Annotated in this window: 31 protein-coding genes and 1 riboswitch; of the genes, 28 read left to right on the top strand and 3 right to left on the bottom strand. The window is 41.5% G+C overall.

Annotated features, from left to right (window positions below; all coding sequences use genetic code 11):
- Positions 1-25 precede the first annotated feature (25 nt).
- From MHB69_RS10720 to lysA, 20 genes are all read left to right on the top strand, one after another.
- Entirely contained in the window at positions 26-247 is a 222-nt protein-coding gene (locus tag MHB69_RS10720) for a hypothetical protein (protein WP_034280349.1), read from the top strand.
- A gap of 110 nt (positions 248-357) precedes the next feature.
- Complete coding sequence (locus tag MHB69_RS10715; protein WP_081279475.1) at positions 358-1,488, top strand: S8 family peptidase; 1,131 nt, start codon at positions 358-360, stop codon at positions 1,486-1,488.
- 116 nt (positions 1,489-1,604) lie between these two features.
- Positions 1,605-2,249: a stage II sporulation protein M gene (gene spoIIM, locus MHB69_RS10710; protein WP_024422873.1), complete on the top strand. Its 645-nt coding sequence runs from the start codon at positions 1,605-1,607 to the stop codon at positions 2,247-2,249.
- Positions 2,250-2,359: 110 nt separating this feature from the next.
- The gene (gene fur / locus MHB69_RS10705; RefSeq protein WP_003215577.1) at positions 2,360-2,812 is read left to right on the top strand and encodes a ferric iron uptake transcriptional regulator; all 453 of its coding nucleotides are present in this window, start codon (positions 2,360-2,362) and stop codon (positions 2,810-2,812) included.
- A gap of 117 nt (positions 2,813-2,929) precedes the next feature.
- Entirely contained in the window at positions 2,930-3,157 is a 228-nt protein-coding gene (locus MHB69_RS10700) for a YqzK family protein (RefSeq protein ID WP_024428058.1), read from the top strand.
- A gap of 6 nt (positions 3,158-3,163) precedes the next feature.
- A complete protein-coding gene (gene xerD, locus MHB69_RS10695) occupies positions 3,164-4,054 on the top strand; it encodes a site-specific tyrosine recombinase XerD (protein WP_254001359.1) in 891 nt (296 codons plus the stop codon).
- 153 nt (positions 4,055-4,207) lie between these two features.
- Entirely contained in the window at positions 4,208-5,392 is a 1,185-nt protein-coding gene (gene deoB / locus MHB69_RS10690) for a phosphopentomutase (RefSeq protein WP_041117869.1), read from the top strand.
- 11 nt (positions 5,393-5,403) lie between these two features.
- On the top strand, positions 5,404-6,216 hold the full coding sequence (locus tag MHB69_RS10685; protein WP_342495550.1) for a purine-nucleoside phosphorylase: 813 nt from the start codon (positions 5,404-5,406) through the stop codon (positions 6,214-6,216).
- Positions 6,217-6,342: 126 nt separating this feature from the next.
- The gene (locus MHB69_RS10680) at positions 6,343-7,530 is read left to right on the top strand and encodes a D-alanyl-D-alanine carboxypeptidase family protein (RefSeq protein WP_034280356.1); all 1,188 of its coding nucleotides are present in this window, start codon (positions 6,343-6,345) and stop codon (positions 7,528-7,530) included.
- A gap of 161 nt (positions 7,531-7,691) precedes the next feature.
- On the top strand, positions 7,692-8,045 hold the full coding sequence (spoIIAA, locus tag MHB69_RS10675; protein ID WP_024422866.1) for an anti-sigma F factor antagonist: 354 nt from the start codon (positions 7,692-7,694) through the stop codon (positions 8,043-8,045).
- Positions 8,042-8,482 carry an anti-sigma F factor gene (gene spoIIAB / locus MHB69_RS10670; RefSeq protein ID WP_024422865.1) on the top strand — a complete coding sequence of 147 codons (441 nt, stop codon included), beginning with the start codon at positions 8,042-8,044 and terminating at the stop codon, positions 8,480-8,482. Before spoIIAA ends, spoIIAB begins: the two co-directional genes overlap by 4 nt.
- A gap of 13 nt (positions 8,483-8,495) precedes the next feature.
- The gene (gene sigF / locus MHB69_RS10665; protein ID WP_024422864.1) at positions 8,496-9,263 is read left to right on the top strand and encodes an RNA polymerase sporulation sigma factor SigF; all 768 of its coding nucleotides are present in this window, start codon (positions 8,496-8,498) and stop codon (positions 9,261-9,263) included.
- Positions 9,264-9,377: 114 nt separating this feature from the next.
- On the top strand, positions 9,378-9,998 hold the full coding sequence (locus MHB69_RS10660; RefSeq protein ID WP_034280357.1) for a stage V sporulation protein AA: 621 nt from the start codon (positions 9,378-9,380) through the stop codon (positions 9,996-9,998).
- Positions 9,988-10,404: a stage V sporulation protein AB gene (locus MHB69_RS10655; RefSeq protein WP_034280358.1), complete on the top strand. Its 417-nt coding sequence runs from the start codon at positions 9,988-9,990 to the stop codon at positions 10,402-10,404. The genes MHB69_RS10660 and MHB69_RS10655 overlap by 11 nt, the downstream gene beginning before the upstream one ends.
- 20 nt (positions 10,405-10,424) lie before the next feature.
- The gene (gene spoVAC / locus MHB69_RS10650) at positions 10,425-10,877 is read left to right on the top strand and encodes a stage V sporulation protein AC (protein WP_034280360.1); all 453 of its coding nucleotides are present in this window, start codon (positions 10,425-10,427) and stop codon (positions 10,875-10,877) included.
- Between the two features lie 12 nt (positions 10,878-10,889).
- Positions 10,890-11,906, top strand: a complete 1,017-nt coding sequence (spoVAD, locus tag MHB69_RS10645; RefSeq protein WP_034280361.1) for a stage V sporulation protein AD — start codon at positions 10,890-10,892, stop codon at positions 11,904-11,906.
- Positions 11,906-12,256 (top strand): stage V sporulation protein AE, encoded by a 351-nt coding sequence (gene spoVAE, locus MHB69_RS10640; RefSeq protein ID WP_024422860.1) that lies wholly within the window; start codon positions 11,906-11,908, stop codon positions 12,254-12,256. The genes spoVAD and spoVAE overlap by 1 nt, the downstream gene beginning before the upstream one ends.
- A gap of 6 nt (positions 12,257-12,262) precedes the next feature.
- A complete protein-coding gene (locus MHB69_RS10635; RefSeq protein WP_046311665.1) occupies positions 12,263-12,871 on the top strand; it encodes a stage V sporulation protein AE in 609 nt (202 codons plus the stop codon).
- On the top strand, positions 12,816-14,297 hold the full coding sequence (locus tag MHB69_RS10630; RefSeq protein ID WP_087975842.1) for a spore germination protein: 1,482 nt from the start codon (positions 12,816-12,818) through the stop codon (positions 14,295-14,297). Before MHB69_RS10635 ends, MHB69_RS10630 begins: the two co-directional genes overlap by 56 nt.
- Before the next feature lie 115 nt (positions 14,298-14,412).
- Entirely contained in the window at positions 14,413-15,738 is a 1,326-nt protein-coding gene (gene lysA, locus MHB69_RS10625) for a diaminopimelate decarboxylase (protein WP_034280367.1), read from the top strand.
- 38 nt (positions 15,739-15,776) lie between these two features.
- Here the strand turns inward: lysA and MHB69_RS10620 are convergent, their stop codons facing one another.
- Positions 15,777-16,661, bottom strand: a complete 885-nt coding sequence (locus tag MHB69_RS10620) for a DUF1002 domain-containing protein (RefSeq protein ID WP_061109308.1) — start codon at positions 16,659-16,661, stop codon at positions 15,777-15,779.
- Between the two features lie 321 nt (positions 16,662-16,982).
- On the opposite strand from MHB69_RS10620, the gene MHB69_RS10615 reads away from it, so the two are divergent.
- Positions 16,983-17,420 carry a peptidylprolyl isomerase gene (locus MHB69_RS10615; RefSeq protein ID WP_008359679.1) on the top strand — a complete coding sequence of 146 codons (438 nt, stop codon included), beginning with the start codon at positions 16,983-16,985 and terminating at the stop codon, positions 17,418-17,420.
- A gap of 30 nt (positions 17,421-17,450) precedes the next feature.
- On the opposite strand, the gene MHB69_RS10610 is transcribed toward MHB69_RS10615, so the two are convergent.
- Positions 17,451-18,674, bottom strand: coding sequence for an MFS transporter (locus tag MHB69_RS10610; RefSeq protein WP_342496233.1), 1,224 nt, complete (start codon positions 18,672-18,674; stop codon positions 17,451-17,453).
- Positions 18,675-18,994: 320 nt separating this feature from the next.
- Here MHB69_RS10610 and MHB69_RS10605 point away from each other — a divergent pair, with 320 nt between their 5' ends.
- The 7 genes from MHB69_RS10605 to MHB69_RS10575 all read left to right on the top strand — a co-directional run bounded on the left by MHB69_RS10605 (position 18,995) and on the right by MHB69_RS10575 (position 23,350).
- A complete protein-coding gene (locus MHB69_RS10605; protein ID WP_034280371.1) occupies positions 18,995-19,576 on the top strand; it encodes a TetR/AcrR family transcriptional regulator in 582 nt (193 codons plus the stop codon).
- Positions 19,577-19,791: 215 nt separating this feature from the next.
- A complete protein-coding gene (locus tag MHB69_RS10600; protein WP_061109305.1) occupies positions 19,792-20,028 on the top strand; it encodes a DUF2164 domain-containing protein in 237 nt (78 codons plus the stop codon).
- Between the two features lie 229 nt (positions 20,029-20,257).
- Entirely contained in the window at positions 20,258-20,602 is a 345-nt protein-coding gene (locus tag MHB69_RS10595; RefSeq protein WP_342495549.1) for a hypothetical protein, read from the top strand.
- Between the two features lie 106 nt (positions 20,603-20,708).
- Positions 20,709-20,850: riboswitch (FMN riboswitch) on the top strand.
- A gap of 253 nt (positions 20,851-21,103) precedes the next feature.
- Positions 21,104-21,754: a riboflavin synthase gene (gene ribE, locus MHB69_RS10590; RefSeq protein ID WP_024422851.1), complete on the top strand. Its 651-nt coding sequence runs from the start codon at positions 21,104-21,106 to the stop codon at positions 21,752-21,754.
- A gap of 11 nt (positions 21,755-21,765) precedes the next feature.
- Positions 21,766-22,392, top strand: a complete 627-nt coding sequence (gene ribB / locus MHB69_RS10585) for a 3,4-dihydroxy-2-butanone-4-phosphate synthase (protein ID WP_080701153.1) — start codon at positions 21,766-21,768, stop codon at positions 22,390-22,392.
- A gap of 26 nt (positions 22,393-22,418) precedes the next feature.
- Positions 22,419-22,883, top strand: coding sequence for a 6,7-dimethyl-8-ribityllumazine synthase (ribE, locus tag MHB69_RS10580; protein WP_029706184.1), 465 nt, complete (start codon positions 22,419-22,421; stop codon positions 22,881-22,883).
- A gap of 113 nt (positions 22,884-22,996) precedes the next feature.
- Positions 22,997-23,350 carry a GNAT family N-acetyltransferase gene (locus MHB69_RS10575; protein WP_211043279.1) on the top strand — a complete coding sequence of 118 codons (354 nt, stop codon included), beginning with the start codon at positions 22,997-22,999 and terminating at the stop codon, positions 23,348-23,350.
- A 24-nt stretch (positions 23,351-23,374) separates the two neighbouring features.
- Here MHB69_RS10575 and MHB69_RS10570 read toward each other — a convergent pair whose 3' ends face one another.
- The gene (locus MHB69_RS10570) at positions 23,375-23,899 is read right to left on the bottom strand and encodes a DUF309 domain-containing protein (protein WP_024422849.1); all 525 of its coding nucleotides are present in this window, start codon (positions 23,897-23,899) and stop codon (positions 23,375-23,377) included.
- Positions 23,900-23,970 lie beyond the last annotated feature (71 nt).

Raw genomic sequence — 23,970 nt, 5'->3', positions numbered from 1 at the left:
ACGTCAACGAAAGGGGTTTTGCCAAATGGGAAAAAGCAAAGCAAAGAAAAAACGAGAGCATATCCAAAGGCAGCAGAGCCGAAATCCAGAACTGTCGAGAGGAAACATGCCGCATTTTAGCACACACGAAAGGAAGACAAAAACAAAACAGGAAGCCTTGCAGCATATGATGAAGAAACATAAAGGACGAAATGCTTATGATCACTATCAAGAGGATCATAAGCATTTTTATTTTGCTTTTTTGTGACAACTAGATCAAATAAATGGAAAAATTTAAAAAATAGGACAAACGGTCGTTTCTTTTTGTCTAAATATGTAGTTAAATGACAAAAAGAAACGAAAGGGAGAGTGAGTATCGTGAACGTCAAGTCATTTGGAGCAGGGCTTTGTATGGCAAGTGTGCTTGTGACATCCGTCATGTTTGGCGCGTCAGATATTTCTGCAAAGGAGCAAACAAAAAAAGAGTACATGATCGGCTTTTCTTCTTCCGTTCAAGACAAAACACAAAAACAGCTTGTAGAAGAAGCTGGCGGGCATGTGAAAGAATCAATAGAGCAAATAGATATGATGAAAGTGTCGCTGAATGAGACTTCGAAAAAGAAACTGAATGAAGCAAAAGAAGTGACCTTTATCGAGGAAGACCAAAAAGCAAAAACAAGCGCTCAAACGATTCCATACGGCGTCAAAAGCATCAAAGCACAAAAGGTACATAAACATGGATACGCTGGACAGAATGTCAAAGTAGCCGTTCTTGACAGCGGCATCGACGGCAAACATGAGGATTTACATGTCACCGGCGGGGTGAGCTTTGTACCGGCAGAGTCTGATCCGTTTGTTGATCCGCATAAACATGGAACGCATGTGGCAGGCACAATTGCAGCATTAGATAATAAGGTAGGTGTCGTGGGTGTTGCACCAAAAGCTTCTATCTATGCTGTCAAGGTGGCAGATGAAAATGGTGACGGCTACTATAGCTGGATCATAAAAGGGATTGAATGGGCCATTGAGAATGACATGGATGTCATCAATATTAGTATGGGGGGAGCAAGTGAATCTGAGGCGCTGAAAGAAGCGGTAGATCGAGCGTATGATAAAGGGATTCTCATTGTGGCTTCTGCAGGGAATGAAGGAAGCTATGGCTCTCTCAATACGATTGACTATCCGGCTAAATACAGCTCCGTGATGGCGGTTGCCTCTGTTGACCAAAAAAAGCAAAGAGCTTTTGATTCATCTGTTGGCGAAGAACTGGAAGTCTCAGCACCAGGCGTTTCAACGCTGAGCACCATTCCTCATAACGAATATGGCTACATGAGCGGAACGTCAATGGCATCACCGCATGTAGCGGGCGCTGCGGCTGTCATTCTATCAAAACATCCGAATCTGACAAACGATGAAGTACGCGAGAGACTGTCAAAAACGGCGACAAAGCTTGGAGAACCTTTTTATTACGGTGCCGGGCTTGTGAACGTACAAAAAGCCGCACGATAAATGAAAAAGAGAAAGCAGTGAGCAGGCTGCTTTCTCTTTTTTCTTTCGATAAAACTGTCATGTTTCGTAATCTCTCTCATAGAATCTAGTAACCTTACTATTTGGGAGGAAGACACATGCGGAAAAAGTCTTGGAAGGAGCATCTTCTTCAGCACGTAAAAGATCATCTCTCGATTTATTTATTTGTCTCTGTACTCTTTTTAATGGGTGTGATTTTCGGGGCCATCATTGTCAATAGCATGACATTCAGCCAGAAAGAGGATTTATTCTATTATTTAAATCAATTTTTTGGTCAGCTGACAAATGAGAAAGCAGCAGAATCAAAAGAAATGTTTTTACAAAGCTTTCTGCATCATATGAAATATTTAGGCCTTATGTGGATTCTGGGAATCTCCATCGTTGGTCTGCCGCTTATCTTTCTTATGATCTTTTTAAAAGGAATTGTTGTTGGGTTTACTGTTGGTTTTCTCGTGAATCAAATGGGGCTGAGTGGATTTTTTCTCTCGTTTGTATCGGTGCTTCCGCAAAACATTTTGCTCATTCCAGCCTATTTAGTGATTGGCACTTGTGCAATTGCGTTTTCCATCCGTCTCATTGGACAGCTCTTCATGAAAAAAACCATCAGTCAAGCACCCGTCCAGTGGTTTGGCCGGTATGCATCTGTTCTGCTGATGATTTTAGCGCTTGCTGCACTGTCGTCTTTTTTTGAATCGTACATATCATTCATGCTGATGAAAAAGCTGGCAGGTGTTCTTTTATAATTGTTATTAATTAATAATCAATTTATTTATCAATTTAAAATGATTATAGTTGGCTCTCAGCACATCATTTGATATAATGATCAAGTAATGTGGCGTAGGAGGGAAAGTCAATGGAAAATAGGATTGATCGAATTAAGAAACAGCTTCATTCTTCCAGCTACAAGCTCACGCCACAGCGTGAAGCCACAGTAAGAGTACTGCTTGAGAATGAAGAAGACCATTTAAGTGCAGAAGATGTATACCTCCTCGTAAAAGAGAAGTCTCCTGAAATTGGTCTTGCTACTGTTTATCGGACGTTAGAATTGCTCACTGAACTGAAAGTTGTTGATAAAATTAACTTTGGAGACGGCGTTTCGCGATATGATCTTCGCAAAGAAGGAGCCGCTCACTTCCATCATCATCTTGTCTGCATGGAATGCGGAACAGTCGATGAGATAGAAGATGATTTATTAGAAGATGTCGAAGAGATTATTGAACGTGACTGGAAATTTAAAATTAAGGATCATAGATTGACATTCCATGGTATTTGCCACCGGTGTCATGATGATGAATCCGGCAAATAATCCGAATTGGAACCTTTTCATTTAAGATGAAGAGGTTTTTTGCATTTTCGCTGTATATTCCTTGTCCCACCTGGCATATGCTGAAGTAATGAGAAGGTGAGAAAGGACTTGAAGTTTATGCGAAAATGGCTCAAAACAACAGGTGAAGTGATCAAAGTATTTATCTTGTTCACTGGTTTTACCGTCCTGTTCTATTATGCTATGATATGGATAAATTCAGAATATGAAAGCTACCATCGTTATGATAAACCAGAGGGTGCAGCAATTAAAGTGATGGAAATGGATCAGCCGAACCAAGACAATTGGCAAGACCGATTGATTTATTTTTATCAAAACGGGGAGTAGAAATCATTGAACGATCAATTATCCGACTTTATTCATTTTATGACCGTAGAGAGAGGACTCTCTGAAAATACCATTGTTTCTTATAAAAGAGATTTACAGAACTACTTGTCTTTTTTAATGACACATGAACAGCTGACGGATATTCGCGATGTCACGCGTCTGCATATCATTCATTATTTAAAGCAGCTAAAAGAGGAAGGGAAATCGAGTAAAACGTCTGTACGGCATCTATCATCGATCCGTTCCTTTCATCAATTTCTGCTTCGGGAAAAAGTGACAACGAATGACCCGTCATGGAACATTGAAACGCAAAAAACAGAGCGGACTTTACCGAAAGTTTTATCATTAGGGGAGGTCGAAAAGCTGCTTGATACACCAAATCAGCACACTCCCTTTGACTACCGAGACAAAGCAATGCTTGAGCTCTTATATGCAACGGGGATTCGCGTCAGTGAAATGCTGGATCTGACCCTTGCCGATGTTCACCTCACAATGGGCTTTGTCCGCTGTTTTGGAAAAGGAAGAAAAGAGCGTATTGTGCCAATAGGTGAAGCTGCTGCAAGCGCAATTGAAGAATATATCGAAAAGGGAAGAAGCAAGCTGTTAAAAAAACAGCCGTCCGATGCCCTATTTCTCAATCATCATGGGAAAAAAATGTCGCGTCAAGGCTTCTGGAAGAACTTGAAAAAACGAGCCATCGAAGCAGGGATTCAAAAGGAACTGACGCCTCATACGCTCAGACATTCATTTGCTACACACCTGCTTGAAAACGGTGCGGACTTAAGAGCTGTACAGGAAATGCTCGGACATGCCGATATCTCAACAACACAAATTTATACACATGTGACGAAAACAAGACTGAAAGATGTGTATCACAAATTCCATCCAAGGGCATAAGTAAAGCATGACACAGTGAACGGGTGTCATGCTTTTTCATGTTTACACCGTTTATGGTTGTCAACTGGCTTGTAAACGGTTTATACTTGAGATGTCTGACCTCTCACTGTTTGTAAGGTCAAAAGACAAGAATATTGAAGGAGGCGCTTTTTAATGCCTGATTATCAGTATAAACGCATTTTCCTCGTCGTCATGGATTCAGTAGGAATTGGGGAAGCACCAGATGCTGCTGATTTTAATGATGTAGGTGCAGATACACTTGGACATATTGCTGAAAAAATGAACGGGCTTCATATGCCGAATATGGCGAAGCTTGGGCTGAGTCATATTAAAGAAATCAAAGGAATTCCAGCGGATGAAAAACCGCTTGCGTATTATGGAAAAATGCAAGAAGCATCAAACGGTAAAGACACAATGACAGGACACTGGGAAATCATGGGTCTTTACATAGACACACCGTTCAAAGTCTTTCCAGAAGGATTCCCAGATGAACTATTAAATGAACTAAAAGAAAAAACAGGCCGAGGTATTATTGGAAATAAACCTGCGTCTGGTACGGAAATTTTAGATGAGCTTGGCGAAGAGCACATGAAAACAGGTGATTTAATCGTTTATACATCTGCGGATTCTGTGCTGCAAATTGCTGCGCACGAAGAAGTTGTGCCATTAGATGAGCTTTACCGTATTTGTGAAATTGCCCGTGAACTTACATTAGATGAAAAATATATGGTTGGACGGATTATCGCTCGTCCGTTTGTCGGAGAGCCTGGCGCATTTGTTAGAACGCCAAACCGTCATGACTATGCGTTAAAACCATTTGACCGTACAGTCATGAATGAACTGAAAGATGATGGACTCGATGTCATTGCGATCGGAAAAATCTCTGATATTTATGACGGCGAGGGTATCACATCATCTCTTAGAACAAAATCAAACATGGATGGAATGGACAAGCTGGTCGATACACTTAAAACAGACTTTACAGGACTCAGCTTTTTAAACCTTGTTGATTTTGACGCTCTTTACGGACATAGAAGAGATCCAGAGGGTTATGGAAAAGCACTAGAGGAATTTGATGCACGTCTTCCTGAAGTGTTTGACCTGTTGAAAGAGGATGACCTTCTTGTGATCACAGCAGATCATGGTAATGACCCAGTTCATCACGGAACAGATCATACAAGAGAATATGTTCCGCTCATTGCTTACAGCAAAAAGCATCAGGAAGCAAATGAACTGCCAACAGCAAAAACGTTTGCTGATCTTGGGGCAACCGTTGCAGATAATTTCAAGACAACGATGCCAAAATACGGAACAAGCTTTTTATCTAAACTCAAATAGGGGGAAATTTCGTGGGAGCACAGTTTTCAGAAGCGGCGGCATACATTAAACAAGCATCGACATATGTACCAACAGTTGGGCTCATTTTAGGATCAGGACTTGGCATTTTAGCAGATGAGATTGAAAATCCAATCAAAATAAAATATGAAGATATTCCTGGATTCCCTGTTTCAACAGTAGAGGGACATGCAGGGCAGCTCGTGATCGGAACGCTGAAAGGCACTGTCGTTTGCGCTATGCAAGGACGTTTTCATTTCTATGAAGGATATGATATGAAGCAAGTGACGTTTCCTGTCCGTGTGATGAAAGAAATTGGCATTGACACATGCATTGTCACAAATGCAGCCGGCGGTGTGAATACGTCATTCCGCCCAGGAGATCTCATGCTGATCACAGATCATATCAATATGATGGGAACCAATCCATTAATTGGCCCAAATGACAGTCAAGGCGTTCGCTTCCCTGATATGTCTGCACCGTACGATAAAGAACTATTGGCACTTGCAGAAGAAACAGCCAAGTGTTTAGGTATATCTGTACAGCAAGGGGTTTATGCAGGGATGACAGGGCCTTCATATGAAACACCTGCTGAAGTTCGTTTCTTAAGAACACTTGGAGCAGATGCGGTCGGAATGTCGACTGTTCCAGAAGTCATTGTTGCGCGTCATGCAGGAATCAAAGTACTTGGCATTTCATGCATTTCCAATGCGGCATCTGGTATTTTGGATCAGCCGCTGTCTCATGATGAAGTGATCGAAGTAACGGAAAAAGTGAAAGCAAGTTTTCTTGATTTAGTAAAAGACATTGTCAAACAACTTTCATAGCATGTGTCCAGAAGCCTTCTGCTACCCAAGCAGAAGGCTTTTTTTATTTGCAATCATACGATCTCTGAATAAAACAGCCTGTATGAGGAAAAAATAGAAAGGATTACGATAATGGAGGTCTGCCACTTGAAACGTCATATATGTGCATTGTTTATTTTAATGATCCTTATCTCAATGGTTTCACCATCAGCGATAGCAAAAGAAAAGATTGAAAAACCAGGAGAAAAACAAACATCAGAATTGGCACACGAAGCCAAATCAGCGATCTTAATAGAACGAGACACTGGAAAGGTGCTTTACAATAAAAACAGCGATGAAAAGCTTGCACCCGCAAGTATGACCAAAATCATGACGATGCTTCTCATCATGGAAGCCATTGATCAGGGTAAACTAAAAATGACAGACAAGGTCAGAACGAGCGACTATGCAGCGTCCATGGGAGGCTCACAAATCTTCCTTGAACCAGGAGAAGAAATGACCGTGAAAGAAATGCTGAAAGGCATTGCGATTGCGTCAGGAAATGATGCTTCAGTTGCCATGGCAGAGCATATTGCAGGATCTGAAGAACAGTTCGTTGAGCAGATGAACAAAAGGGCGAAAGAGCTTGGCCTCACCTCAACGGTCTTTCAAAACCCAACAGGACTTCCTGAAAAAGACCATTACAGCACAGCTCACGATATGGCAAAAATGGCAAAAGAGCTGTTGAAATATGAACAAATCACCAAATTCACAGGTGTCTACGAAGACTATTTACGGCAAAACACAGATAAAAAATTCTGGCTTGTCAACACAAACCGTCTGATTAAATTTTATCCAGGGGTCGATGGGGTGAAAACCGGTTTTACAGGTGAAGCGAAATACTGTTTAACTGCATCTGCTAAAAAAGGCAACATGCGCGTCATTGCGGTTGTCTTCGGCGCAAGCACTCCGAAAGACAGAAATGCTCAGGTAGTCAAAATGTTAGATTACGCATTTAGTCAATATACGACTCATCCGCTTTACAAAAGAGGGCAAGATGTGGCGGAGGTCAAAGTGAGCAAAGGGAAAAAGAAAAACATTCAGCTCGTTACTTCTGAACCGATATCCCTTTTAACGAAAAAAGGCGAAAATGTGGATCAGATCAAAAAAGAAATCAAATTGTCTCATGATGTCAAAGCTCCATTTTCAAAAGGAACGGAACTTGGTACGATCGTCTTGAAAAAAGACGGAAAAGTGCTGCATGAAAGCCCTGTAGAAGCAAAAGAAGGAATGGAAAAGGCAGGCGTTTGGACTTTCTTCAAACGAGCAATGGCTGATTTTGTGAAATGGAAATAAAAGGCGAAAGGCTGCTGTAATTGGCAGTCTTTTTGCTATGAGGAAAAGAAAAGAACATCTAAATGTGACGAATGGTCACTAGTTTTGTCATGGTGAAGGATTTACTTCATATAAAAGAGAAACATTCTTTATCCGAAATTAGAGCAAGGAGGAATAAAAAAATGAGCCTTGGTATTGATTTTCAAGTAAAAGAGAGCGTACTTTGCATTCGGTTAACAGGAGAGCTCGATCATCACTCCGCAGAAACATTGAGACAAAAGGTGACGAATTATTTGGAAACAGAGGACATTCGCCACATTGTGCTGAATCTGGCTGATTTATCGTTTATGGACAGCTCTGGACTCGGAGTGATTTTAGGAAGATATAAAGAAATTAAGCAGCTTGGCGGGGAAATGGTCGTCTGTGCCATCTCGCCAGCGGTGAACCGGTTATTTGATATGTCTGGTTTGTTTAAAATCATTCGGATGGAGCCTTCTGAGCAAACGGCTTTGCAAACATTGGGGGTGGCATCATGAGAAATGAAATGAACCTGACTTTTTCGGCATTAAGCCAAAATGAATCGTTTGCGAGGGTGACAGTCGCGGCATTTATCGCCCAGCTTGATCCGACTTTAGATGAATTAACAGAAATCAAGACCGTTGTATCTGAGGCAGTGACAAACTCCATCATCCATGGCTATGATGGGAATCCAGATGGCAAGGTGCATATTCATGTCACACTTGATGACCATGTCGTTTACCTCACCATCCGTGACGAAGGTATGGGTATTACAGATCTTGAGGAAGCAAGACAGCCGCTTTTTACAACAAAACCAGACTTAGAGCGCTCTGGAATGGGCTTTACCATCATGGAGAATTTTATGGATGATGTCATGGTGGACTCATCACCAGAAATGGGCACGACCATTCGTTTAACAAAGCATCTATCAAAAAGCAAAGCGCTTTGTAATTAAAGGAGCTGCTCATATGGATGTGGAGGTAAAAAAGCAAGCTAAAAAAGCCCAGCTGTCAAATGATGAAGTCAAAGAGCTCATCAAAAAAAGCCAAGACGGTGATCAGCAAGCAAGAGACCTCCTCGTAGAAAAAAACATGCGTCTTGTTTGGTCCGTTGTTCAGCGCTTTTTAAATAGGGGATATGAACCAGATGATCTGTTTCAGATTGGCTGTATTGGACTGCTGAAATCTGTTGATAAATTTGATTTGTCATATGATGTAAAGTTTTCAACGTACGCCGTTCCCATGATCATTGGTGAAATTCAACGATTCATTCGGGATGATGGAACGGTCAAAGTCAGCCGGTCACTAAAGGAACTCGGAAATAAAATTCGGCGGGCAAGGGATGAATTGTCTAAGTCTCATGGAAGAATGCCGACCGTTCAGGAAATTGCTGAATATCTTGATATCACACCAGAGGATGTCGTCCTCGCCCAAGAAGCGGTGCGCTCCCCATCATCCATTCATGAAACGGTGTATGAAAATGATGGGGATCCGATTACATTGCTTGATCAAATTGCTGATCATTCTGAGGAAAGATGGTTTGACAAAATCGCACTGAAAGAAGCGATCAAGGAATTAGAAGAACGGGAAAAACTCATTGTGTATTTAAGGTATTATAAAGATCAGACACAATCTGAGGTTGCAGAAAGACTTGGCATTTCACAAGTACAAGTCTCACGGCTTGAAAAGAAAATTTTAAAACAAATCCAAATGCAAATGGATCAAAAAGACAGCTAGCCAATTCGGCTGGCTTTTTTTGTGTGGTAATTACCGGTAAATCAAGTTCTATCAGTATGAGAACCATTTTTCACCACATACTATTTTTAACCCATCGTATAGGAAGTGACTTGGATGGACGGACAAATCTTTATTCGGCTGCGCCATCGAATCAAAACTGGTATTGATCAGCTCATTTATTTAGAGGATATCGCCCAAATCACTGGTGATGAGTTTGCTGTGCAAAAGCTTAGCAAAATGCCGGTGTATCATGTCAGCAAAAAGGATCGTCACATCGTCGTACTTGATATCATGCATGTCGTCAAAACGATCAAAAAAACGTGGCCGGATATCGACATTCAAACCGTCGGCGGCTCTGAAGCTATTGTTGAAATTGATACAGGCAAACGCCAGCTTTCTCCCGTTTTATTTGTGTTTGTATGGCTCTTATTATTTGTCGGAGCGGCCCTTGCCATTATGAATTTCCACGAGGATGTCAGTATGAGGCTCGTTCATATCCGTCTATATGAAATGATCACTGGAAAAACGGTTGAGCATCCGTATTTATTACAAATTCCATATAGCTTTGGACTCGGCTTTGGCATGATTTTGTTTTTCAATCATGTATTTAAAAAGCGTTTAAATGAAGAACCAAGTCCGCTCGAGGTGGAAATGTTTAAATATCAGCTTGATCTCGATCATTACGTCGCACTCAACGAAAATAAAGAAACATTGAAAGATATCCATGATCGGTAAATGGCTTTTTGTCGTACTCGTTGGACTTGGCGGCGGTTTAACGGTTGGAGCAGGATTTGTGGCATTTCTTACAGTGCTTGGCATCATTCCCCGCTTAATGCAATTAACCAAAACGCAGCGCTTCATACAAGGGTACGAGGCGGCTGTCATTAGCGGTGCAGTCGTTGGCGGCTGGGCCACCTTAAGTCAAATACATCTGCATTTAACCAAATGGCTGGCACTGCCGGTCGGTCTTTTATCAGGTATCTTTGTCGGCATGCTTGCAGCTGCACTCACTGAAGTATTAAATGTACTTCCTATATTAACGAAAAGAATTGGAATGGACGGGAAAATTGTTTTGCTGCTCATGGCCATCGTCTTAGGAAAGGTATTTGGTTCACTATTTCATTGGCTTATTTATATTTAAGAAATTGGAGGGAACAACACGTGTCGAGTTTAAAAGAGAACTATCCATCTAAGGTAAAAACGTATCAGCCCAAACCTCCTTATGTCATCAACTGCATCAAGGCGTTTTTAGTTGGCGGCTTAATCTGTCTGATAGGTGAGGGGCTGCAAAATTTCTATATCCATTTTTTTGATTTTAACGAAAAGACAGCAGGGAATCCGACGGTGGCAACCCTCATTTTAATTTCTTCTCTATTAACGGGTATCGGTATTTACGATAGAATCGGCCAGTTTGCTGGAGCCGGATCGGCCGTACCAGTGACAGGTTTTGCTAACAGTATGACAAGTGCTGCCCTTGAGCATAAAAGTGAAGGGCTTGTTTTAGGTGTTGCCACAAATATGTTTAAACTCGCTGGGAACGTCATTGTGTTTGGTGTCGTTTCCGCATATGTCGTAGGGATCATTCGATACGTCTTTGAAAAGATGTTTTCGTAGGAGGAATGAAAGGTGAAACTAACAGGTAAACAATCTTGGGTATTTGAGCACAAGCTTTATGTCAATGCAGAAGGAACTGCTGCAGGACCGAAAGAAAAAGAAGGCCCGATTGGCCATTTAATTGATAAAACGTACGATGAAATGCACTGTGATCAAAAGAATTGGGAAATGGCTGAAAGGAAGCTCATGGATGATGCGATATCAACCGCTTTATCAAAAGCAAATTTGCAAAAAAGCGATATTGACCTGTTGCTGGCTGGAGATTTACTCAATCAGAACGTCACTGCAAACTATGTGGCAAGAGAGCTGAAGATCCCGTTTCTTTGCTTGTTTGGGGCATGCTCGACTTCAATGGAATCGGTTGCCATTGCGTCAGCGCTCATTGATGGCGGTTTTGCAAATAGAGCCATTGCAGCGACAAGCAGCCATAATGCGACGGCAGAACGCCAATTTCGTAATCCGACAGAATACGGCGGACAAAAGCCCGATACAGCAACAAGTACAGTGACAGGAAGCGGAGCCGTTATTATCAGCCAAGAAATCTCTGACATTCAAATTACAAGCGCAACAGTAGGCAGGGTCATGGATCTTGGCATTACAGATCCATTTGATATGGGATCGGCCATGGCACCGGCAGCGGCAGACACCATCAAGCAGCATTTAGAAGACTTAGGAAGAACAGTAGATGATTACGATCTGATTTTAACTGGTGATTTATCAGGCATTGGTTCACCGATCTTAAAGGATCTTCTGAAAGAAGACGGCATTCAGCTTGGGCGAAAGCACGATGATTGCGGTTTAATTATCTATACACCCGACCAAAACGTATTCGCTGGAGGCAGCGGCTGTGCTTGTTCAGCTATTGTGACATTTAGTCATATTTTTCAAGAAATGAAAGCAGGGAATTTGCAAAGAGTACTTGTTGTGGCAACCGGGGCGTTACTCAGCCCGATGATGGTTCAGCAAAAAGAGACCATTCCAACCATTGCGCACGGTGTCGTATTTGAGCGTGCAGGAGGAGAGAGCTAATGGATTATCTTATCGCTTTTGTGGCAGGCGGACTTATTTGCGTCATTGGCCAGCTTTTACTAGACGTACTTAAACTCACGCCTGCACATGTCATGACTACTTTTGTTGTAGCGGGTACCATTTTAGATGGATTCGGTATTTATGATAAATTTATTGAATTTGCAGGTGCGGGTGCAACCGTACCAATCGTCAGCTTTGGTCATAGCTTGCTTCATGGGGCAATGCATCAGGCAGATGTACATGGATTCATCGGCATCGGTATCGGTATTTTTGAATTAACCTCTGCTGGAATATCAGCTGCGATTTTATTCTCATTTATTGTCGCACTTATCTTTAAACCGAAAGGATAACCGAATATGGGGCAAAGACGGAAAGTCATTTTAGTGACAGACGGAGATATATATGCTGCCAAAACCATAGAGCTTGCTGCTAAAAACGTCGGCGGACGATGTATTTCCAGTTCAAAAGGAAATCCAAGCAAACGGACAGGACCTGAACTTGTTCAGATGATTTTAAAAACGCCGTATGATCCAGTCTTTGTGATGTTTGATGATTCTGGTCTGACAGGTGAAGGAACAGGGGAGACGGCGATGAAACATGTGGCGCGCCACCCTGAAATCGAAGTTATTGGTGCGATCGCAGTTGCATCCAAGACGCATCAAGCAGAATGGACAAAGGTTCATGTCTCGATTGACCGGGAAGGTGAACTGACAGAATATGGTGTCGACAAACACGGTCTTCCCGAAATGGAGCCCCATAAAATGAGCGGGGATACAGTGTATTGCCTTGATTCCCTCAACCTTCCGTTAGTTGTCGGGATTGGAGATATTGGCAAGATGGGACGAAAAGATGATCTGAGCAAGGGATCTCCAATCACGATGAAAGCAGTGGAATTAATACTAGAAAGGAGTGGTTACCATGAAGAAAGACAAGGTAAACGTGTACCGAGACCCGAAGAAAAATGAAGATTACTTCAAGGAAAATGTCGGGATGGGTCTCAGCTTCGACCTTGGTGTTCGGAAAATTTATATACACGATCAGGAAATCCAGCTTTACTATGTAAACGGATTGTGTGATACACAGTATGTCATCTACTTATTAAAAGAGCTAATCGAAATCAATGACAACGAACCTGAATCAGATGATCTTGCACATGTAGTCGAGAACCGCCTTGTCAATCAGCAGGTGTCCAAGGTAGAAACGCTGGATGAAGCAGTGGATCAAGTACTGTCTGGGCTTGTAGCAGTCGTTGTAGAAGGTGAAAACTACGCCTTTATCATTGATGTTAGAAGCTATCCTGGCAGAATGCCTGAGGAGCCGGATACAGAAAAGGTGGTCCGGGGAGCAAGGGACGGATTTGTTGAAAACATTATTGTAAACACAGCGCTGATTCGAAGAAGAGTACGGGATGAAAAGCTGCGATACAAAATGCTCAAAGTAGGCGAACGTTCAAAAGCGGATGTCTGTGTTTGCTATATTGAAGATATTGCAGACCCTGACTTAGTAGATATTATAGAAAAAGAAGTATCAGGAATCAAAGTCGATGGGCTGACGATGTCTGATAAAACGATTGAAGAATTTATTATTAAGCAAGGATATAATCCCTTTCCGCTAGTGCGTTACACCGAGCGTCCAGATGTCGCCGCTAACCACATATTAGAAGGGCATGTCATCATCATTACGGATACATCCCCTAGTGTCATCATTACACCAACCACTATTTTTCACCACGTTCAGCATGCAGAAGAATACCGCCAGGCACCTGCCGTTGGTACATTCTTAAGATGGGTACGCTTTTTAGGCATTTTATGTTCTACCTTTCTTTTGCCGATTTGGTTTCTTTTTATCCTCGAACCAAATCTCCTGCCAGACAATTTAAGCTATATTGGATTTAACAAACCTTCTCATATCCCTGTGATTCTCCAAGTATTTCTTGCTGATTTCGGGGTGGAATTTTTAAGGATGGCTGCGATTCATACGCCAACCGCATTGTCGACCGCCATGGGGCTGATCGCGGCTGTTTTAATTGGACAAATCGCCATTGATGTTGGTTTATTTACACCAGAGGTCATCTTATACGTCTCGCTGGCAGCGATCGGTACCTTTACAACGCCAAGCTATGAACTGAGTGTCGCCAATAAGATTGTAAGGCTCATCATCCTAGCACTAGTAGCGATCTTTAAGCTGAATGGACTCATCATTGGTTTTACGTTGTTAATCATTTATTTAACATCCATTCGTTCATTGCAGACGCCTTATATGTGGCCGTTCATTCCTTTTAATGGAAAGGCTTTGTGGCAAGTGCTAATTCGGACGTCTGTTCCTGGCTCAAAAGTAAGGCCGAGCATCGTTCACCCTCAAAACAGATCAAAAATTCCGCCAAATTCTTAACGCTCATTGAAAGTGGCTGAAGATTGTGATATTGTATTTTTAACTTTGAGACACGGCAAAAGGCAGCTCACGCAGCTGCCTTTTTTCAGCCGAAGCGGAGAAAGAGGGAATGACATTGTATTTACACGGCACTTGCAGACAAAATGAACTCGGTCATTTAGAAATTGGTGGTGTTGATGCTGTTTCTTTAGCTGAAACGTATGGGACACCACTTTATGTATATGATGTGGCTTTAATACGGGAGCGCGCAAAAAGCTTTCAAAAAGCGTTTATAGAAGAAGAATTAACGGCGCAGGTAGCATATGCGAGTAAAGCATTTTCCTCCATCGCCATGTTTCAGCTTGCCAAAGAAGAAGGATTATCTCTTGATGTCGTATCAGGCGGTGAGCTTCACACAGCCATTTGCGCTGGATTCCCAGTAGAAAAAATTCATTTCCATGGCAATAATAAAAGCAGAGAAGAATTAAAAATGGCTTTAGAGCATGGGATCGGCTGTATTGTTGTGGATAATTTCTATGAAATGAAGCTCATTGAACAGCTTGGTCAAGAGCTGTCAAAAAAAGTCAAAGTATTGCTCCGCATCACGCCTGGTGTCGAAGCGCATACGCATGATTACATTACGACAGGTCAAGAGGATTCAAAATTTGGCTTTGATCTTCACAATGGACAAGCAGATGAAGCGGTGAAACAAGTGCTTGGTTCAGAAGTGATCGAGCTTTTAGGTGTTCATTGTCATATCGGTTCACAAATTTTTGATACGGCTGGTTTTGTCCTTGCAGCAGATAAAATCTTTTTGAAGCTGGATGAATGGAGAGAATCATTTGGTTTTATTTCTACAGTATTAAACTTAGGCGGCGGTTTTGGGATTCGTTATACAGAAGAGGATGAACCACTTCCTGCAACAGAATATGTCGAGAAAATTATCCAAGCTGTGAAAGAGAACGTTGCCCGCTATGAGTTTGATATGCCAGAGATTTGGATAGAACCAGGCCGTTCTCTTGTTGGAGATGCAGGGACGACTCTTTATACGATCGGATCATCAAAACATGTACCTGGCATCCGCGATTATGTGGCGATAGATGGCGGAATGAGTGATAACATTCGTCCAGCTTTATATCAAGCGAAATATGAAGCCGCAAGTGCCAACAAAATGAGCCAAACGCATGATCAAACGGTTTCAATTGCCGGTAAATGCTGTGAAAGTGGAGATATGCTCATTTGGGATATCGATCTGCCAGAATTATCACAAGGGGATTTATTAGCTGTCTTTTGTACCGGAGCTTACGGCTATAGTATGTCAAACAACTATAACCGTATCCCGCGCCCAGCTGTTGTGTTTGTAGAAGACGGGGAAGCGCAGCTTGTGGTTGAGCGTGAAACATATGAGGACATTGTCAAACTTGATTTACCGTATCAATCAAAAGTGAAATCATCTACTTAAAAAAGCCGCCTGGTGTTCAGGCAGCTTTTTTTCATGAATTATTTTCCTCCAGTGAATACAGAAACGATCGCGTTCCAAATGGAGACAAAGAAATCCCAAATCTTTTGAAGAAGGTTTTTCCCTTCATCCGATTCTATGAATTTAGTAATCTTGTCTTTTGCTTTATCAATTTGAGATCCTACTTGATTCCAATCGATATTGATGTTTTTCATTTTATCAAATAGCGAGACAAGCTGATCTTTTTGATCCTGCGTCAGATTTAAGTTCAATTCAGAAGCAGCCTGATCCACTTTTTCTTCTACTTCTTTTGTGGTTTTAGGAACACCATTTTTTGCAATGTCATCTTTGATTTTTGCAATAAGGGCAGAAGCGTTGTCTTTTCCGATAGAGTCACCCAATTTAGAAGTTGTCACAAGCTCTTCGTTTGCCACCTGCTTCACATCTTCTGGAATGGCTTTGTCGCTTGACACCTCATACGCTTTTAGTAAGCCCGTCAGTGCGGCTGTACCAGATACTTCAAATGGAGCAGTCACGACAACCTTGGCATCTTTGACACCTGCTGTCATTAAAGCATTTAAATACATCTCATCTGTAATGGTCTTGATGTTGTGTGTATCCACAGTCAGACCAGTACCTGATTTTTCAATGGTGATCGATGAAGATGATAATGCTCTCGTCCCGATAGAAGAACGAGGGATATACTTTCCTAAATATTCGTGCTCTTCTTTATTGGTTACTTCAATTTTTGTCGCATTTTCAGGTGGGTTCAACTCGTCAAGCACCTTCTGGCGATCAGCCGGTGTTAGGTCTTGCCCGAGTGTGACGATGACATCGCCGACAGCTGCATCCGCTAAGCTGACTTTTGGCGCACCAATTAGGAAAAGGAGCGCTGCCATCATACCAAGCATCATTTTTTTAAACATGTTGACCTCCTTCAAGTCGAAAGCGTTCCTCTTTCAAGAGAAACTCATCTTTTGAGTACACGTGATGAAGTGCACTCCATCATATAGACGTAACAAATTGGCTCGACGTTTCAATTTTCTTTTTAAGATGTGTTCCTTTTCCAATAAATGAAGACATGTCATTTAGTCAAATATCATTTTATTAGGAAAAAAGAATCAAGCAACCCTATTTTATCAATCATCAGTTAAGAGGTAAATGACAATCGAAGAGCAGGGGATGTTTAACATCACCGAAAATGTGCTATAATGAGCGTTGTTTAACCTGAAAGGAGAATGTGAAAAATGGCGAAAAAAGGATACATACAATTAACGAATGGAAAGAAAATTGAGTTTGAACTTTACCCAGAGGCTGCTCCAGGTACAGTAGCAAACTTTGAAAAATTAGCGAATGAAGGCTTCTACGATGGATTGAAATTCCACCGCGTGATTCCAGGTTTCGTCAGCCAAGGCGGCGACCCAAACGGTAATGGAACGGGTGGTCCTGGTTACACAATTAAATGTGAAACAGAAGGAAATCCACATCAGCACGAAAGAGGTTCATTATCAATGGCGCATGCTGGTAAAGACACAGGCGGCAGCCAATTCTTTATCGTACATGACCCGCAGCCGCACTTAAACGGTGTTCACACTGTTTTTGGCAAGGTAACATCTGGTATCGAGGCTGTACTTGATATGGAGCAAGGCCAAGGCATGGAAAAAGTTGAAGTTGTAGATGCTTAATCTAAAACACCGCTTAATTGCGGTGTTTTTTTATTTTGTTTCTGATTCTACCGTGATTTGTTTCGTTATGCGGTAGGTGATGAGCCAATACAAAATGGCTAAAGCGCTGATAGAGGCACCAAAAAGACATACTCCGCTCCAGCCATAGGCTGCGTATATGCTGGTTGAAACAATTGAACCGGTCGCACTTCCGATGGAGTAAAAAATCATGTAAGCGGCAGTAAGCCGGCTTCTCGCCTCAGGCCGTACTGTAAAAATCATACTCTGATTGGTCACATGTACTGCCTGCACAGATAGGTCAAGAATAATAATGCCAATGACTAATGCAATAAGTGAATATTCAGTCAAACTGATGAAAAACCATGAAATGAATAAGAGGACAAGGGCTATACCGGTTGTGAACTGTCCAAAACCTCGATCAGCAAGGCTGCCAGCCCGAGCAGCTCCTAACGCTCCGGCTGCCCCAGCAAGACCAAATGCGCCAATAGCAGTATGTGAAAGAGAGTATGGCGCTGTACTGAGAGGCAGCACGAGTGAAGTCCATAACGTACCAAAGACAATAAAAATCAGAAGAGCCAGAATCCCACGGATGCGGAGAATTCGTTCTTGTATAAACAATGTAAACATTGAACGAAGCAGATCAGCATAGGATAATGATTCTCTTTTGCTGTCATCATGCGGGAGCACTCGGAACAATACGCCAGTCAGGATAAGCATGATGACGGCAGAAACAAGATAAACAAACCTCCAGCCAGCAAAATCGGTTAATACACCGGCAAAGGTCCGGGCGAGAAGAATACCGATTACAATTCCACTTTGCACCAAGCCGACTATCCGGCCGCGCTCTTCTGGAGCAGCCCAACTTGCTGCAAACGCAATGAGTACCTGAGTGACTACAGCGAGCAGTCCGACCACTGCTAATCCTAGAAATAGGACGGCGATGATAGGAGCAATGCCGACTAGAATGAGGGCAAGCACAGATAAAAGCATCTGACCAATGATGAGCCGGCGTCGATTCAACAGATCACCAAGTGGTACTATCAGTAGCAGCCCCGCTGCATAACAAAGCTGAGTAATCGTAATGACAATACCGATGGATGAATACGTGATACCGAACTCGTCTGCCAGTGAATCTAATAACGGTTGTGCGAAGTATATGTTTGCAACAGCCATCCCGCACGATGCTGCAAAAAGTAGTGCCATATAGTGAGTCATTTTTGATCCAGGCTTTATTCGAAAATGAGCCGTTTTCATATCAGGATGATCTCTTGGAGTCATTTTATCTTTAACCATTCATTGCATCCTCTCCTTTTTATACTAAGAAGTATAATATACCGATAAGTATAAATTGATTTCTGTTAAGGATAACCAACAAAATGTTTTAAAGTCAAGAGTTTAATCCAGTTATTCTAAGTTAATTTTGAAAGTAAAAAGGTATTTTGACAATTTTACATGAATAAAATAAAATTATAATGTACTGATTGGTAATAAAAAAGAAAATGATATCCTTACAAATAAATAAATGAATAATTGTTTTGGTGAAATGATTTTATTATTGAAAAGAGGAATTGATGATGGTTCGACAGCGTGAGTTTGATGAGGAAAAAGCGTTGGATGATGCAATGGTGCTTTTTTGGGAAAAGGGATATAGAGCTACAACGTTAAGCGATTTGACTGCAAAAATGGGAATACAGCGGCCAAGCTTATACTCAGCCTTTGGAGATAAAGAGGAGTTATTTGAGGCTGCCTTACGCAAATATACAAAGCAGCATGCAGCCCGTATTCGAACAAAACTTCAAAACAATCAATCTGTAAAGGAAGCATTTCATACATTATTTACAGATGTAGTGGAAGAGGAATACAGGGATGGCCCGAGTAAAGGCTGTTTTTGCATTAATACGATAGTGGAACTTGCTCCACACGAAGAGAAATTTGAAATTCTGACAAGAGAGCATCAGATGTATCTTTCGGTCATATTTGAAGAAAAGATTGTGCAAGGTATTCGCTCGGGTGAGCTTGAAAGCAGCTTGAATGCTAAAGCCTTAGCACAGACGCTGGTCGTTTCTTTCATCGGGCTTACCGTCCTCATGAAGTCACGTCCAGAGCGTTCATTTGTAGATCATTCTGTAGCGACGATCCTATCCATTTTAAAATAAAATGGACAACACGCTATGACAGCTTCCGTGAAAAAATCATACAGCATAGTGAAAGCGTATTTGATCCATTACATCAAAATACGCTTTTTCTTATAGGGCAGTCATGCACAGAATATGTTTTTATGATATGATAAGAGAACAAACATTCGTATTCGCGCGGGCTCCAGCACATCCAGAATGCAAATGTAGAAAGCGAAAAGAAAGAAGGGGAGACTTTGAAACCACTCACAAAAGAAGAGAGAAATCAAATGACGATGGCTATTCAGCGTTATTTTGCCGAAGAACGAGAAGAAGAGATTGGTGAATTAGCAGCCATTAATATACTAGAATTTATCACAAAAAACCTTGGAAGCTACTACTATAATCAAGGGGTTCGCGACAGCCGCAGCATCGCTGTTCAGCGGTCACAATTGTTAGAGGAAGACTTATTCGCACTCGAAAAAAGAATATAATGAAAAGCTTGCAGTATGGTGTGTTACGAACTAATAAATAGGAAAAAGACCCCCTTAATAAAGAACGCATATTCGTATCATATGTAATGATTAAGAGGTGGAACCAAAGGGCCATCTGAATCGTTATATAAGTAACCATTAATGAAAATCAGCTTTTTTGGTTTTATTTCAATAAAAGAAGGAATAAAACATACAAATAGGCGAAGTGCAGATGATGGAGGTTCTAAATATGGGGAAAATTAAATTAAAAATTGCGATCTTATTTGTTTTACTGCTTTGTTTAGGCGCAGGTTATTTATACATGAATGGCATGAAAATTGAAGATGTGCCAACAGCTATTGGCGAAAGCTTAACAAATAATGATAAAGATTACACCATCTATGAATATACCATTACGAAAATTGATGGAGATGAATATTACGGTCAAGCGAAGAATGGCACAAAAATCATTTTTAATGGTAAGAAATTTGAAGATGATGTGGCCGTTCTGAAAAAAGGAGATCGTATTAAAGCCTACTTTAGTAATGAAAAAAGAATAGATGGGCTGATAAAAGTTGTAAAAGTCGTCAATTAACATGTCTCCTTTCCTATAAGGAGGCTTTTTTTGTGAAGAAATCTTGATTGTTGCATTTGACAACAAGGATCGCTATAATAGCCCCTAAGGACAGCTAAATATCGATTGTATCCTTCGGGGCAGGGTGAAAATCCCGACCGACGGTAATAAAGCAAATGCTTTACAGCCCGTGACCCGTTAATTTATTAACGGTTGATTCAGTGAAAAGCTGAAGCCGACAGTGAAAGTCTGGATGGGAGAAGGATAAAGAAAGCTATGAACGAAAAATATTTGTTGATCATAGTCTTATTTCTGATGCAAAAAAACCACAGCCCCGGAATTTTTTCCGGGGCTTTCTGTATGATTTTGTCGTTAATAGACTGCATGCAGTGTTTATTAGGTGATCCCTCATCTACCTTGTATGGACCATAAAAAGCGACGAAGGTGCTCAATCGATCACATGTCCCTAACATCGCTTTTTTTAAAAGTGAGAAATACAAATGAAACGAAAGGGAGGATCACATGTTTACGGGGATAATTGAAGAAGTTGGCACCGTTCAGTCATTAAGTAAAAAGTCAGCAGATGCCATGGAAATTGTCATTACATGCAGCCGTGTGCTGGAAGATGTTCACCTCGGAGACAGTATCGCCATTAATGGAGTATGTCTCACAGTCACTAGCTTCACAAAAGAACAGTTCGCGGCAGATGTGATGCCAGAGACGGTCAAAGCCACATCGCTGGATCAGCTGACAAAAGGCAGTCCAGTAAATTTAGAGCGAGCCATGTCCTCAAATGGACGATTTGGCGGCCACTTTGTCTCAGGCCATGTTGATGGAACGGCTGTCATTACCCGGATAGAAAAGAAGAGTAATGCCATTTACTATGATTTAAAGATGAACAAGACCCTCACAGATATGCTCACCCAAAAGGGTTCGATCGCAATAGATGGTGTCAGCTTGACCATTTTCGATTTGCGAGATTCACATGTCACAGTCTCTATTATTCCTCACACGCTTGAAGGAACTATTTTCCCGACTAAATCTATGGGGGATATCGTGAATATAGAGTGTGACATGATCGGTAAATACATTTATCGCTTTTTAACAAAAGAGCAGAGCGAAAAACAGCCATCTCGATTGACCCCATCATTTCTAAAAGAGCACGGATTCTAGGAGGCGATTGTATGTATCATTCCGTTGATGAGGCAGTAAATGCCCTTAAACAAGGAGAAATCATTATCGTAGTGGATGATGAAGACAGAGAAAATGAAGGAGACTTTGTGGCACTTGCTGAGCATGCCACACCTGAGGTGATTAACTTCATGGCTTTACATGGAAGAGGCCTCATTTGTACGCCAGTCCATGCGTCGATCGCAAAACACCTGAATCTGCATCCAATGGTTGAACATAATACGGATGCACACCATACAGCATTTACAGTAAGCATCGACCATGTGACAACGACAACTGGTATTAGTGCTTTTGAGCGCTCCACGACCATGCTGGCCATGTTAAATAAAGACGCAAAACCAGACGAATTTGCCCGTCCAGGACATGTTTTTCCGCTTATTGCAAAAGAGGGCGGCGTACTAGAAAGACCGGGTCATACAGAGGCGGCGGTTGATCTTGCTAAACTGGCAGGCTCAGAGCCAGCGGGTGTCATATGTGAAATTATGAATGCAGATGGATCAATGGCGCGCGTCCCTGAACTAAAGGAGATCCAAAAACAGCATGATTTAAAGATGCTGACAATCGAAGCATTACAGACATATTTAAACAACAATCGAACAGCCGCTATTGAAACAAAATAAAAATCACAAAAAAGGATGATCAACATATGAATACAATACAAGGTCATGTAGTAGCAGAAGGACTAAAATTTGCAATCGTTGTAGCGAGATTCAATGATTTTATTACAAGTAAACTGTTAGATGGAGCAGAAGATACATTACTCAGACACGGAGCAAATGGTGATGATATCGATGTTGTGTGGGTACCAGGCGCTTTTGAAATCCCGTACATGGCAAAAAAATTAGCAGAAACCAAAAAATATGATGCAGTCATCACACTTGGAACCGTGATCAGAGGCGCAACGACTCACTATGATTACGTTTGTAATGAAGCTGCTAAAGGAATTGCTCAGAGTGCTATGTCAACAGGGGTACCGATTATCTTTGGTGTACTCACAACAGAATCTATTGAACAAGCCATTGAAAGAGCTGGTACAAAAGCAGGAAATAAAGGCAGCGAATCGGCTGCTGCTGCTATTGAAATGGCGAATCTCAATCGAACGTTCTCTTAATTTAGTGAAAAAGAGTTTAAAAACGGTATAAAAATGTTTATAATGTGTGATGAGCAAATGAATCATAAGACATTTGCTGGAAATTAGGATAATTTGAATATTGAGGGGTATATATGTTAATTCGTTACAAGAGGTCTTTTGAAAAAATTGCCATGGGACTTCTGTCCTTTATGCCGGGTGAGAAAGACGTCAAACAGCTTCAGCAGACGATGAAGTCATATGAAATGGATGAAGATCGGCAGCTGTTCCTATGGAAAGATGGCGAGGATATTGTAGGTGCTATTGGTGTGCTCAAAACAGACGACCAAGTAAAAATTGAGCATATTAGTGTGAATCCATCCCATCGTGATCAAGGAATCGGCAAGGAAATGGTTTTAGCCGTGGAAGAAATATTTAAAACCAAAACACTCATTCCAAATGAATTAACGCAAGGCTTCTTTCATAAGTGTCACAGCGAATCAAATTAAATATCACACATGTAAAAGCAGAGGCTACAGTCCTCTGCTTTTTTTACGTTCAATCTGCTTTTTTCGTTCAAGCAAAACTTCTGTCCGGTCACGGAGTCTATGTTTTTCGATTAAAAATGTATGGGATAAGTTGCTTTCCTGTCCAAAGAGCAGTCCTTCTTTTTGGGCCATTTCTTGGCATAAAGAAAGAAGTGCTTCATCTTTGATCGGCAGCATCACACTCTCATAGGGCATATCTTCATCCATTTTCTTTTTCAGCGTTCTCAGAAGCATCAGAAATGCCTCATCATCCAGACCGAGATTCGATAATACTGAACGGTTTGCTTCTAACAAATGAAGACTGTTAGAAATGAGCCGTTTTGCTCCTTTTCCATTTCCCCGTCTTTGATGATACAAGGCAACAGCGAGCTGAATGAGCCCGACCCAATATTCTTTGCGCTGCTCAGGGGGATCTTCTTTCCAATATTCTTCCAAAATTTCATGACACTCAAAATAATCTCTTGTCGTATGAAATTCGTGTAAAAAAGCCACGTACGCTTCAGGATACACAGCGGTCATCTCCTTTTCCACTCTCAGTCTAACATATCGAAAAGAAAAGAAGAAAGAGCGTCCCTTTAGTG

Origin of the sequence: Bacillus sp. FSL K6-0994 (assembly GCF_038630815.1) — a bacterium.
In the GTDB taxonomy this organism is placed as follows: domain Bacteria; phylum Bacillota; class Bacilli; order Bacillales; family Bacillaceae; genus Bacillus; species Bacillus safensis.
The sequence above is the reverse complement of the archived record's forward strand: the minus strand, read 5'-3'. Positions and strand labels throughout refer to the sequence as shown.